The sequence below is a fragment of the Pseudomonas sp. ML96 genome, assembly GCF_000761545.1.
Lineage (GTDB): Bacteria > Pseudomonadota > Gammaproteobacteria > Pseudomonadales > Pseudomonadaceae > Aquipseudomonas.
In genome coordinates this window covers 132,491-145,161 of sequence record NZ_JPMY01000011.1, presented here as the reverse complement: position 1 = coordinate 145,161, position 12,671 = coordinate 132,491, and the positions used below count along the sequence as shown (strand labels likewise).

Here is a 12,671-nt window from a genome sequence, read left to right as displayed (position 1 = left end):
TGAGTCGAGGCCCAACCCATGCAGTACCGCCCCTTCCGTCTTTCCCTGCTCGCCGCCGCCATGCTGGCGGCCGGCCTGGCCCAGGCCGCCGAGGTAGAAGACCCGGCCCTGGCACTGGAGGCCGCCGAGATCAGCGGCCAGACCGACCGCGCCGAGACGGTCGAGGCCGAGCAACTGGAGCACTTCCAGGCTACCGACCTGCAGGACGTGTTCGAGTCCAACCCCGAGGTCACCGTCGGCGGTGGCGCCGGTGTGGCGCAGAAGCTCTACCTGCGCGGCATGGAAGACACCCTGCTGAACATCAGCATCGACGGCGCCCAGCAGGCCGGGCAGACCTTCCACCACACCGGGCGCATCGGCATCGAGCCGGAGCTGCTCAAACGCGCCGAGGTACAGGCCGGTACCGGTGACGCCACCGCCGGCCCCGGCGCCCTGGGCGGCTCCATCCGCTTCGTGACCAAGGACCCGGACGACCTGCTACGCGAGGGCGAGCAGGCCGGTGCGCTGCTCAAGAGCGGCTACTTCAGCAATGGCGAAGGCTACAAGACCAGCGCCAGCGTGTTCGGCCGCTTCAACGAGGACTGGTCGGCCCTGGCCGTGGGCAGCTACCAGGACCAGAACGACTACGAGAACGGCGACAACGACGACGTGTTCGGCACCGGCGCACGGCAGAAGCTCGGCTACGCCAAGCTGGTCGGCAAGCTCAGCGAGGAGCAGACCCTGCGCCTGAGCTACGAGCAGCGCCACGACGACGGCGAGCGCACCCAGCGCCCGCAATGGATCGTCAGCGGCTTCAACCCGCTGTACCCGCTGAGCACCGAGCGCGAGACCTGGACCCTCAACTACGCCTTCCAGTCCAAGGACAACCCGCTGCTGGATACCGAGCTGACCGCCTACCACACCGAGACCGAGCTGGAGCAGGACGGCCGCTTCGGCCTGTACTACGGCACCACCCGCAGCGACGGCTTCGACCTGCGCAACACCAGCCACATCGGCAACCACAGCCTGACCTACGGCGTCGACTACCGCGACGACAAGGGCACCCTAGGCCCGGCCGGCGACCGCTCGCTGGACAGCGAGACCGGCAACGTCACCGGCCTCTACCTGCAGGACGCCTACCAGGTCACCGAGCGCCTGCTGCTCGGCGCCGGCCTGCGCTATGACCGCTACGAGCTGGATGATCGCGACGAACAGAGCTTCGACGACGACGGCGTCAGCCCCAACCTCAGCCTGCGCTACCAGCTGACCCCGGAACTGGCCCTGCTTGCCGGCTACGCCGAGGCCCTGCGCGGCCCGCAGGTGCGCGATGCGTTCAAGCTGGATTCCTCTGGCAACGATCCGGACCTCAAGGCAGAAAAGGCCAAGACCAGCGAAGTCGGCGCCGAATACCGCCTCGGCGGCCTGGAGCTGTCGGCCAAGGGCTACGTCACCCGCATCGAGGACGCCATCGCCGATCCGCTCGGCCGGCCCAACCTGTACGTCAATGTCGGCGACCTGAAGAGCAAGGGCGTGCTGCTGCAGAGTGCCTACCACTGGCAGCGCCTGAGCGTCGGCCTGAGCTATCACCACAACGACGCCCGCGTCGATGGCGAGCGCCTCAACGTCTACGAGTACAACGGCCTGGGCACCAGCATCGGCGACACCTGGACCACCTTCGCCGACTACCGCATGAGCGACAGCCTGTCGTTCGGCTGGCAGGGCCGCTTCGTGCAGGCCATCGACGGCCTCGACACCGGCGTCGGTGAAGTCGACAAACCGGGTTACGGCGTGCACGACCTCTACGCCGAATGGCAGCCGATGCAGGGCGACCGCCTGGCGCTGACCCTGACCCTGAAGAACGTCTTCGACAAGACTTACCTGGACCACGCCAGCAACGAAGACTTCGAGCACATCACCGATTACGAGGGTGTGCGCGGCTCCGACGAGCCGGGTCGTGAATTGCGTCTGGGCGTGGCCCTGCGCATCTGATTCATCAAGCTATGCCAAGGCCCGCCGGCACTCGCCCGCGGGCCTTTTTTGTGCAGCATTTCTGACGTTTCGTTTGGGATAAAAAACAATCAATCGGACAAGCGACAACCGAGTGCAAAACTGCGGCAACTTTTGATTGCTAACACGGAATCTTGGTCCTAAAGTTCGCGCCCGAACGCTCATGCTGGCAACGATCCATCCGGCTCAAGTACTGACGACGAGAGGCTTTTGCAGTGCAAAAGTCATCGGCGACATGCCTTGGGAAGTAGGCGAACCAAAGTGGGGAAACTGATCAGGCGTTCGCGGCTCGAACCTAGAGCCACTCCCTCTTTTCAATAATGTGTTTTGCCATATGGAGTCCCGAGCATGTCGATCAAGGTCGAAGACTATTTCGCACCCGAAACTTTCAAGCGCATGAAGGCGTTTGCCGATCAGCAGGAAACCCCTTTCGTGGTGATCGACAAACAGACCATCTCCAATTCCTACGATCAGCTGGTCAACTGCTTCCCCTTCGCCAAGATCTACTACGCGGTGAAGGCCAACCCGGCCATCGAGATCACCGAGCTGCTGCGTGACAAGGGCTCCAACTTCGACATCGCCTCGATCTACGAGCTGGACAAGGTCATGAGCGCCGGCGTCGGCCCGGAGCGCATCAGCTACGGCAACACCATCAAGAAAGCCCGCGACATTCGCTACTTCTTCGAGAAGGGCGTGCGTCTGTTCGCCACCGACTCGGAAGCCGACCTGCGCAACATCGCCAAGGCCGCGCCGGGTGCCAAGGTCTACGTGCGTATCCTCACCGAGGGTTCGACCAGCGCCGACTGGCCGCTCTCCCGCAAGTTCGGCTGCAACCCGGACATGGCCCTGGACCTGCTGATCCTAGCCAAGCAGCTGGGTCTGGTGCCGTACGGCATCTCCTTCCACGTCGGCTCGCAGCAGCGCGACATCGACGTGTGGGACGCGGCGATTGCCAAGGTCAAGGTGATCTTCGAGCGTCTGAAAGAAGAAGACGGCATCACCCTGCAGATGATCAACATGGGCGGCGGCTTCCCGGCCAACTACATCCAGCGCACCAACGACCTGGAGACCTACGCCGAGGAAATCACCCGCTTCCTCAAGGAAGACTTCGGTGACGAGCTGCCGGAAATCATCCTCGAGCCGGGCCGTTCGCTGATCGCCAACGCCGGTATCCTGGTCAGCGAAGTGGTGCTGATCGCGCGTAAATCGCGTACCGCCGTGGAGCGCTGGATCTACACCGACGTGGGCAAGTTCAGCGGCCTGATCGAAACCATGGACGAGTCGATCAAGTTCCCGATCTGGACCGAGCGCAAGGGCGAGATGGAAGAAGTCATCATCGCCGGCCCGACCTGTGACAGCGCCGACATCATGTACGAGAACTACAAGTACGGCCTGCCGCTGAACCTGGCCGCCGAAGACCGTCTGTACTGGCTGTCCACCGGCGCCTACACCACCAGCTACAGCGCGGTGGAGTTCAACGGCTTCCCGCCGCTGAAGGCGTTCTACCTCTGAGTTGAACTGGTGACCCTGGAGCCCCGCCTTGTGCGGGGCTCTTGCTTTCAGGCATCCAATGCTGCGAGAGCTGCCTGGTCACTAGCATCGCCAAGCTCGGCGGCGCGTTGGTGATAAGGCCGAGCGAGCGCACGTAGTGGAACTACGTCGACCTGCAGCAGGTTGCGGCCAGCCACTCGCAAGAAATTCAAGTTGCCGTGTTCCAGCGCCAGGCGTAGCCAGTGCTCTGCCTCGGCGATCTGGCCCAGCGCCGCCAGCACGCCGGCCAGGCTGAATTGCCCACGAAAGTCTCCTGCCTCAGCAGAGCGGCGATACCAGAGCAGCGCGGCAGCGCTGTCACGCGTAACGCCCAGGCCGTCCTCGTAGCAACGTCCGAGCAGGTTCATCGACTTGGCATGTCCCAGTGCTGCAGCCCGCTGGTACAACGTGAAGGCTGCTTCTGGATCGCATGTCAGGCCGCGCCCGGTAGATACCAGATTGGCCAGGTTGTACAGGCCCCAGTCCAGCCCAGACTGGGCCGCTCGTTGATAGTGCCGGGCTGCTTCGGCGAGGTCGCTAGGGCCCCCCCAGCCATGTTCCAGGCAACGGCCGAGCATGTTGTCAGCCATGGCTGAGCCGCGCTGGGCGGCGAGGCGGAACCAAGTCAGTGCCAGCTTGGTATCGCGTTCGATGCCCTGACCCTGGAGTAGCAATTGACCCAGCATGACCTGAGCTTCCAGCTCACCGCGCCGAGCAGCGGCAATCACCAGGCGCGCTCGCGTTTGCGCGGAGCTGTTGAGCAATGCCGGCAAGTCGTCGACTTCAACTATCTCGGGGCTGCTGAGCGTGGCCTTCACCAGTCACACCTCGGCCCAGCGGCGCAGCAGATTGTGATAGTTGCCAGTGAGCTGAATCAGCGCGGGGTGGTCGGGAATATCGCGGGTGAGCTGCTGAATGGCCTGATCCATTTCGAACAACAATGTGCGCTGGCCATCGTCACGCACCAGGCTCTGCGTCCAGAAAAACGAGGCAAGACGCTCGCCCCGGGTTACCGGCTCGACCTTGTGCAGGCTGGTTGCTGGGTAGAGCACCAAGTCGCCTGCGGCGAACTTGACCCGCTGGGTGCCGTAGGTGTCCTGAATCACCAATTCGCCGCCGTCATAGTCGTCGGGGTCACTGAAGAACAGGGTCGAGGACAGGTCGGTGCGCACTCGCTCCAGACTGCCTTTGGCCTGGCGGATGGCATTGTCGATGTGGAAGTCGAACGAGCCTCCCGCGCAGTAGCGGTTGAATAGCGGCGGGAAGACCTTGTGTGGCAGCGCGGCTGACATGAACAGCGGGTGTTGCCAGAGGCGCTGCAGCATGGCTTCGGCAACCTCTCTGGCCAGCGGATCATCCTCGGCCAACTGCTGGTTGTGCTTGGCGCGTGCCGATTGGTAACCCGCGGTGATGCGCCCGTCGAGCCATTTCGCCGCTTCCAGGGCTGTGCGGATACGCAGGACTTCATCACGGGAGAAAACCTGGGGGATGTGCAGGAGCATAACGGAACCAATCGACGGGAAAGAGCGAATGATATTGTATCTCATTCGATGTGTGGTTAGCCCAAGATCAATGTCCTCGGGAGAGAGGCGTAAATTCTGTAAATAACCTCGAATGCCAATGAATCTCAATTGCTGATGCTGTCGCATCCAGTTACATTTCGCGGCCTTCAATTTCCCTGGGGAGGGAACACGATGTCCGCTTCGACACTGGATCCGATCAGCGCACCACGTCTGCTGGTGACTGCAGTTGGTATGGCCATGGCCACTTCATCGGCTGTGCATGCTGCAGAAGCTCCAGCAAATACCCGGAGTACGGTTGAGCTGGAGGCCACCAATGTGGTCGATGAAGCGGATGGCGAGGAGAACTATCAGGTTCAGCGCGCCGAGTCTCCGAAGTACACCGCGCCACTGATCGACACTCCTCGCTCGGTCACCGTAGTGCCGCAGCAGGTGATCAAGGACACCGCGGCTCTCTCCCTGCAGGATGCGCTGCGCACCGTTCCAGGAATCACCATGGGTGCCGGCGAGGGTGGTAACCCTCAGGGGGACCGCCCGTTCATTCGCGGCTTCGATGCCCAGGCCGATACCTACCTGGATGGTGTGCGTGATACCGGCGCTCAGACTCGCGAGATCTTCGCTATCGAGTCCATCGAGGTGAGCAAGGGGCCGAACTCGTCTTTCGGTGGCCGTGGCTCGGCGGGTGGTAGCCTCAATCTGGTGACCAAGAAAGCCCATCAGGGCAACTCCTTCGACGGCGGTTTCACCTGGGGCTCTGACCAGACCCAGCGCTACACCCTGGACGGCAACTATCAGTTCACCGAGACCGCTGCAGGCCGTCTCAACCTGATGAGCCACGAGAGCAATGTGGCTGGGCGCGATAAGGTTAACTACGACCGCTGGGGCATCGCTCCGTCGCTGGCCTTCGGCCTGGGCACCGACACCCGACTGAATCTCGACTTCTATCACATGGAAAGCGATGACCTGCCGGACTCAGGTATGCCGTATGGCTACTCGGTGGGTACCACCCACACTGCAGCAAGCCCGGATAAACCCGTCGACGGTGGCGACAGCAGCAACTTCTACGGTCTGACCAGTCGCGACTTCCGCAAGACCCGCACTGACATCGCGACCATTGCCATCGAGCACGACCTGAACGACGCGCTGACGATCAAAAATACCCTGCGTCACGGCAACAGCATGCAGGACTACATCCTTACTCAACCGGATGACAGCCAGGGCAACGTGCGCAATGGCACCGTATGGCGCCGGGCCAACAGTCGTGTAGCGAACACCACCACTACCACCAACCAGACGGACCTGTTCGGCGAGTTCCAACTGGCCGGTTTCAAGAACAACTTCTCCACCGGTATCGAACTCTCTCGCGAGGAATCGGACCGCAGTAGCTACACGGTGAATACCGACACCACCCCGAGTACCGTACCGGTCACCACAACCTGTAACTCAGGCACTGTCGGCATAGGTAGTGGCTACAACTGTACTTCGCTGAGCAACCCCAATCCGGATGATCCATGGGCTGGCAGCATCGCGCGCAACTACGCGGGCACCGTGACCACCGGTGATACCCGTGCTCTCTATGCCTTCGACAGCATCGAACTGGACCCGCAATGGATCCTCAATCTGGGCCTGCGCTACGACAACTTCCAGACCGATTCCAAGACCAAGGCGGCCTCGGGTGCTACCACCTTCAAGGCTTCTGACACCTCCGAGTTCGTCAATTACCAGGTGGGTGTGGTGTGGAAGCCGGCCAGCAACGGCAGTGTCTATGCTTCCTACGCCACCTCTGCGACCCCGCCGGGAGCCATGCTGGGTGAGGGTAACGAAGGCAACAGCTTGCCGACCTCCAGTGGCACGCCGACCAGCATCGTCAGTGATCTGGAGCCGGAAGAGACCACCAACTATGAGCTGGGTACCAAGTGGGATCTGCTGGATGAGCGCCTGTCGCTGACCGCTGCAATCTTCCGTACCGAGAAGGAAAACACTCGGGTTCTGGTGAGCAACTACACCTACGAGAACGCCGGCAAGACCCGTGTCGACGGCATCGAGCTGACTGCTAGTGGCAAGATCACTGACAAGTGGCAGGTGTTCGCTGGCTACAGCTATCTGGACAGCGAGCTGGTTGATCCAGGTGCTGTCGGTAACCGTAGCGGTGTCGTGACTAGCATCGTGAATGCGGCCAAGGGTAACGAGATGCCCAATACGCCGAAGAACAGTTTCAGCCTGTGGACCACCTATCAGGTGTTGCCGCAGCTGACCATCGGTGGTGGCGCCTTCTACGTGGACGATGTGTTCGGCGACAACAACAACTCGGTGTACGTGCCGTCCTACTGGCGCTACGACGCGATGGCGGCCTACAAGCTGAGCAAGAACCTCGACCTGCAGTTGAACGTGCAGAACCTCACCGACGAGGTCTATTACGACAAAGCGTATTCCGCCCACTTTGCCAACCAGGCTGCCGGCCGTACCGCCCTGCTGAGCACCAACTTCCACTTCTGATCTGAAGTGATTGCAGGCCCCGCCCGGTCGATTCGGGTGGGGTCTTTGTGTTTCCAGCAAGTGCTTTCAGCAGGTAAGGAAAGCGTAAAGCCAGCTTTCTGGAAGTCGTTCTCAATTAAGATCGCTGCACCTTGGTGGCTTCAAGTTCAGGACTCTCGCACGTGTTCAAAAAAACGCTTTTCCAGCTGCACTGGTTCTTCGGCATCACCGCCGGCCTGGTGCTGTCCATCATGGGTATCACCGGCGCGCTGTACAGCTTCGAGGGCGAGATCATGCGCGCGCTCAACCCGGACACCCTGCGCGTGCAGGTGCGCGAGGAGGGCATGCTGGCGCCGGCCGAGCTGGTGGCGAAGATCGAGGCGGCCACCTCTGACAAGGTCACCCGCCTGTGGGTGGATGCACGGGGCGACGATGCCGCGCTGGTATTCCTCACCCCGCCGCCGGGCGAGCGGCGCGGGCCGATACGCTACTTCGACCCCTACACCGGCGAGCTGCTCGGCGAGCCGACCGGCCAGGGCTTCTTCCAGTTCGTCCTGCAACTGCACCGCTGGCTGGCGATGGGCGACTTCGGCGGCCAGCTGACCGGGGCCAGCACCCTGGCGCTGATCTTCTTCTGCCTGTCCGGCATCTACCTGCGCTGGCCGCGCCAGGCTGCCAGCTGGCGTGCCTGGCTGACCTTCGACTGGGCCAAGAAGGGCCGCAGCTTCAACTGGGACCTGCACGCGGTGGCCGGTACCTGGGCGTTGCTGTTCTACCTGTGCGTGGCCCTGACCGGGCTGTTCTGGTCCTACGACTGGTATCGCGAAGGCCTCAACCGCCTGCTCTCCGACGCGCCGGCCGCGCAGCAGCACAAGCGTGGCGAGGGCCGTGGTCCTGGCGGCCGTGGCGAGCCCTCCGGTCCGCCGCCGCAGGTCGATTACACGGCCGTGTGGAACGGTCTGCAGCAGGCCGCCGGCCCGAACATGGTGGCCTGGAGCCTGCGCCTGCCACCGGTCGATGGCCAGCCGGGCTCGGTGGCCTATCTGCGCGAAGGCGCCGAGCATGTGCGCGCCTTCAACCAGCTGCAGATCGACCTGAAGACCGGCGCGGTCAGCCAGCACCAGCTTTACGACGACCTGAGCTTCAAGGCGCAGCTGCTGGCCAGCGTCTACGCCTTGCACGTCGGCGAATACTTCGGCCTGACCGGACGCATCCTGATGATGCTGGCCAGCGCCGCCATGCCGCTGTTCTTCATCACTGGCTGGCTGCTCTACCTCGACCGCCGACGCAAGAAGAAGGCGGTACAGGCCGCGCGCTTGAGCACCGGTGCGGTGGGCGAGGGCGAGCCCTGGCTGATCGGCTTCGCCAGCCAGAGCGGCTTCGCCGAGCAACTGGCCTGGCAGACCGCCGGGCAACTGCAGGCCGCTGGCCTGCCGGTACGGGTGGAGCCGCTGGCGCGCCTGAATGAAGACAATCTGGGCGAGGCCAAGCGCGCGCTGTTCGTGGTCAGTACCTTCGGCGACGGCGAGGCACCGGACAGCGCCCGTGGCTTCGAACGCAAACTGCTCGGTGGCAGCCTGGCGCTGGAGCAGCTGAGCTACGCGGTGCTGGCCCTGGGTGATCGGCAGTACCAGCACTTCTGCGGCTTCGCCCGCCGCCTCAACGACTGGCTCGGTCGTCAGGGTGCGCGCAGCCTGTTCGACGCGGTGGAGGTCGACGGCGACGACCGCCTGGCCCTGCAGCACTGGCAGCAGCAGCTCGGCGCGCTGACCGGCGCTGCGCCGCTGGCCTTCAGCGAAACGCCGTGGAGCGCCTGGACCCTGAGCCGGCGCACGCAGCTCAACCCTGGCAGCCAGGGCGCGCCGACCTACCTGATCGGCCTGCAGCCGCCGGCCGGGCAGAGCTGGCTGGCCGGCGACATTCTGGAAATCCTGCCGCGCCATCCGCGTGCTCGGGTCGAGGCCTGGCTGGCCCAGCATCACCTCGACGGCGCCCAGCCGGTCGATCTGGCTGGCCGCCAGCTGAGCCTGGCCGAGGCGCTGTGCGAGCGCCTGCTGCCGGACAGCTTCGCCCATCTGGTCGGCCTGCATGCGCAGGCACTGGTCGAGGCGCTGGCGCCGCTGGGTTCGCGCGAATACTCCATCGCCTCGCTGGCCAGCGATGGCGTGCTGGAGCTGATCGTCCGTCAGGAACGGCGCAGCGATGGCGAACTGGGCCTGGGCTCCGGCTGGCTGACCGAATACCTGCGCGTGGGCGCTGCGCTGCAGGCGCGCCTGCGCAGCAATGGCAGTTTCCACCTGCCCGAGGACGAACGTCCGCTGATCCTGATCGGCAACGGTACCGGCCTGGCTGGCCTGCGCGCGTTGCTGCGCGCGCGCCGCGTGGCCGGGCTGACGCGCAACTGGCTGCTGTTCGGCGAGCGCAACCGCGCGCATGACTACTACTGCGGCGCCGAGCTGGATGCCGCGCTGGCCAGCGGCGAGCTGCAGCGCCTGGACCTGGCCTTCTCGCGCGACCAGCAGGAGAAGGTCTACGTGCAGGACCTGCTGCGCCAGCAGGCCGAGGAGCTGCGCCGCTGGCTGGACGACGGCGCCGCGCTCTACGTCTGCGGTAGCCTGGAGGGCATGGCCGGCGGCGTCGATGCGGTGCTGCACGATCTGCTCGGCGCCGACGCGGTACAGACGCTGGTGGAAGAAGGGCGCTATCGCCGCGACGTGTACTGAGTGTCGGCATGGTGGTTGAGAGAAAGGGGCTGCGGCCCCTTTCGTCTTTTCCAATGCGCGGGGCGGCCTTAAGCTGCCGGCATGAATACACGCATCCTTCTCAACTGCGACATGGGCGAGGGCTTCGGTGCCTGGCGCATGGGCGACGATGAACACGCCATGCCGCTGGTGGACCAGGCCAACCTGGCCTGCGGCTTCCACGCCGGTGACCCGCTGATCATGCAGCGCAGCGTGGCCCTGGCCGTGCAGCACGGCGTGGCCATCGGTGCGCATCCGTCCTATCCCGACCTGCAGGGCTTCGGCCGTCGCCACCTGAATTGCAGCCCCGAGGAAGTGACGGCCCTGATGCTGTACCAGCTCGGCGCGCTGGACGCCTTCTGCCGCGCCGCCGGCACCGAACTCGCCTACGTCAAACCGCATGGCGCGCTGTACAACGATCTGGTGCGTGACGATGCGCTGTTCGTCGCGGTGCTGGCCGCCTGCGCCAGCTACCGGGCCGGATTGCCGCTGATGGTTCTGGCCCTGGCCGACAACGCCCGCGAGAGGCGCCTGGCCGAGGCGGCTGGCGTGCCGCTGCTGTTCGAGGCCTTCGCCGACCGTGCCTACCTCGCCGATGGCCAGCTGGCGCCACGCCGCCTGGCCGGTGCGGTGCATCATGACCCTGAGCGCATCCTCGCTCAGGCCTTGGCCATCGCTGCCGGTGAGCCGTTCGCCGACCTCGACGGCAAGCCCCTGCAACTGCGCGCCGACAGCCTCTGCGTGCACGGCGACAACGCCGAATCGCTGGCCGTGCTGCGGCGCCTGCGAGCCCAACTGGACGCTCTGTGATTCGCTTCGAGCCGGCCGGCGCCGAAGCGCTGCTGCTGGTGCTGGCCGAGCGTCCGGACGAGGCGCTGCCGCTGCGCATCGCCGCCCTGGCCGCACGCATTCGCGCCGAGCTTGGCGAGCTGCTGCTCGACCTGGTGCCGGCCTGGAACACCCTGCTGCTGCACTACGACCTGCTGCGCACCGACCACCTGCAACTGGCCGAACGCCTGGCGCCGCTGCTGGAGGCCTGGATGGACGCTGCGGCGCCGCAGGCGGCCAGCCAGCTGCACGAGATTCCGCTGTGGTATGCCGGTGACGACCTGGCCGAGGTGGCGCGCGCCTGCAACCTGACCATTGCACAGGTGATCGAGCTGCACGCCGGGCGCGAGTACCGCGTCGGCGCCATCGGCTTCGCACCGGGCTTCGCCTACCTGGGTGAGCTGGACGAGCGCCTGGCCCTGCCGCGCCGAGCCACGCCGCGCACCCAGGTGCCGGCCGGCAGCCTGGCCATCGCCGAGCGGCAGACCGCCATCTATCCACAGGCCTCTCCTGGTGGCTGGCACCTGCTGGGCCTGTGCCCCTGGCGCCTGTTCGAGGCGACGCGCACGCCGCCGTGCCCGCTGGCGCTGGGCGATCGGGTGCGTTTCGTGCCTGTCGATGAGGCGACCTACCGGCGGGAGCTCACGCGGTGAGCGGTCTGCGCGTACTCAAACCGGGGCCGCTGAGCCTGCTGCAGGACGCCGGCCGGCATGGTTGGCAGCACCAGGGTGTGTCGCCGAGCGGCGCGCAGGATATGCATGCGGCTGCCTGGGCCAATCGCCTGCTGGGCAATGCCTGGGGCACGCCGCTGCTGGAGATCGCCCTGGGCGGCGTGGAGCTGCTGGCCGAGGTCGACACCTGCCTGGCGCTGACCGGCGCCGAGGCGCAGGCGAGCCTGGATGATGTGGCGCTGCCGGCCTGGTCGCGCTTTGCCGTGCGTGCCGGCCAGCGCCTGCGTATCGATTTCGCCCGCAGTGGCCAACGCCTGTACCTGGCGGCTGTCGGCGGCTTCCCGGCGCCCGCAGTGCTGGGCAGCGTCAGTACCCAGGTGCGCGAAGAACTGGGCGGCCTGGACGGACGCGGCAGCCGCCTGGCCGCAGGCGACCTGCTGCCATGCATGGCAGCTCCGGAAATGCGCGGCGCCAGCGTGCCCTGGCCCTATCGCCCGGACTACCGGGCCACGCCGCTGCTGCGGGTGATCACCGGCGGCGATGCGGTGGAGTTTGCCGCCGAACAGCTACAGAGCTTCTTCGCCCAGGGCTGGCAGCTCAGCCCGCAGTCCGACCGCATGGGCGCGCGCCTGCTTGGGGAGCCGCTGGCACCGCCGTCGCGGCAATGGTCGCTGGGCGTCAGCCGTGGGGCGATCCAGGTGCCGCCGGACGGCCAGCCGATCATCCTGCAGGCCGACCGGCAGACCATGGGCGGCTACCCGCTGCTTGGCTGGCTGCATCCGCTGGACCAGTGGCGCCTGGCCCAGTGCGCGGCGCACCAGAGCCTGCGTTTCATCCAGGTCAGCATCAGCGATGCTCAGGCCGATCTGCGCGAGTTCTATCGCTTCTTCAGAGCCTGACACGCACGCGTTCAGGTGTCC

Annotated in this window: 9 protein-coding genes; 7 read left to right on the top strand and 2 right to left on the bottom strand. The window is 65.1% G+C overall.

Features of this window, described 5'->3' with window-relative positions; translation table 11 throughout:
- The first annotated feature begins 18 nt into the window (after positions 1-18).
- Both IP89_RS09445 and IP89_RS09440 read left to right on the top strand, forming a co-directional pair.
- Positions 19-1,968: a TonB-dependent receptor domain-containing protein gene (locus IP89_RS09445; protein ID WP_043309190.1), complete on the top strand. Its 1,950-nt coding sequence runs from the start codon at positions 19-21 to the stop codon at positions 1,966-1,968.
- A 366-nt stretch (positions 1,969-2,334) separates the two neighbouring features.
- Positions 2,335-3,498 carry a type III PLP-dependent enzyme gene (locus tag IP89_RS09440; protein WP_043309189.1) on the top strand — a complete coding sequence of 388 codons (1,164 nt, stop codon included), beginning with the start codon at positions 2,335-2,337 and terminating at the stop codon, positions 3,496-3,498.
- A 47-nt stretch (positions 3,499-3,545) separates the two neighbouring features.
- On the opposite strand, the gene IP89_RS09435 is transcribed toward IP89_RS09440, so the two are convergent.
- Positions 3,546-4,289, bottom strand: a complete 744-nt coding sequence (locus IP89_RS09435) for a tetratricopeptide repeat protein (protein WP_371261941.1) — start codon at positions 4,287-4,289, stop codon at positions 3,546-3,548.
- Positions 4,290-4,337: 48 nt separating this feature from the next.
- The gene (locus tag IP89_RS09430; protein ID WP_043309187.1) at positions 4,338-5,018 is read right to left on the bottom strand and encodes a Fe2+-dependent dioxygenase; all 681 of its coding nucleotides are present in this window, start codon (positions 5,016-5,018) and stop codon (positions 4,338-4,340) included.
- 192 nt (positions 5,019-5,210) lie between these two features.
- On the opposite strand from IP89_RS09430, the gene IP89_RS09425 reads away from it, so the two are divergent.
- The 5 genes from IP89_RS09425 (at position 5,211) to IP89_RS09405 (ending at position 12,650) form a co-directional block, all read left to right on the top strand.
- Positions 5,211-7,532, top strand: a complete 2,322-nt coding sequence (locus IP89_RS09425) for a TonB-dependent siderophore receptor (protein WP_043309186.1) — start codon at positions 5,211-5,213, stop codon at positions 7,530-7,532.
- 161 nt (positions 7,533-7,693) lie between these two features.
- Positions 7,694-10,234 carry a sulfite reductase flavoprotein subunit alpha gene (locus tag IP89_RS09420; RefSeq protein ID WP_043309185.1) on the top strand — a complete coding sequence of 847 codons (2,541 nt, stop codon included), beginning with the start codon at positions 7,694-7,696 and terminating at the stop codon, positions 10,232-10,234.
- Between the two features lie 81 nt (positions 10,235-10,315).
- On the top strand, positions 10,316-11,062 hold the full coding sequence (locus tag IP89_RS09415; protein ID WP_043309184.1) for a 5-oxoprolinase subunit PxpA: 747 nt from the start codon (positions 10,316-10,318) through the stop codon (positions 11,060-11,062).
- On the top strand, positions 11,059-11,733 hold the full coding sequence (gene pxpB, locus IP89_RS09410; RefSeq protein ID WP_043309183.1) for a 5-oxoprolinase subunit PxpB: 675 nt from the start codon (positions 11,059-11,061) through the stop codon (positions 11,731-11,733). The genes IP89_RS09415 and pxpB overlap by 4 nt, the downstream gene beginning before the upstream one ends.
- A complete protein-coding gene (locus IP89_RS09405) occupies positions 11,730-12,650 on the top strand; it encodes a biotin-dependent carboxyltransferase family protein (RefSeq protein WP_043309182.1) in 921 nt (306 codons plus the stop codon). The genes pxpB and IP89_RS09405 overlap by 4 nt, the downstream gene beginning before the upstream one ends.
- Positions 12,651-12,671: the final 21 nt, after the last annotated feature.

Excerpts from the sequence above, each read along its gene's own strand:
- IP89_RS09430 (WP_043309187.1), bottom strand. The coding sequence starts at position 5,018 with ATGCTCCTGCACATCCCCCAGGTTTTCTCCCGTGATGAAGTCCTGCGT.
- IP89_RS09425 (WP_043309186.1), top strand. The coding sequence starts at position 5,211 with ATGTCCGCTTCGACACTGGATCCGATCAGCGCACCACGTCTGCTGGTG.
- IP89_RS09415 (WP_043309184.1), top strand. The coding sequence starts at position 10,316 with ATGAATACACGCATCCTTCTCAACTGCGACATGGGCGAGGGCTTCGGT.
- IP89_RS09445 (WP_043309190.1), top strand. The coding sequence starts at position 19 with ATGCAGTACCGCCCCTTCCGTCTTTCCCTGCTCGCCGCCGCCATGCTG.
- IP89_RS09440 (WP_043309189.1), top strand. The coding sequence starts at position 2,335 with ATGTCGATCAAGGTCGAAGACTATTTCGCACCCGAAACTTTCAAGCGC.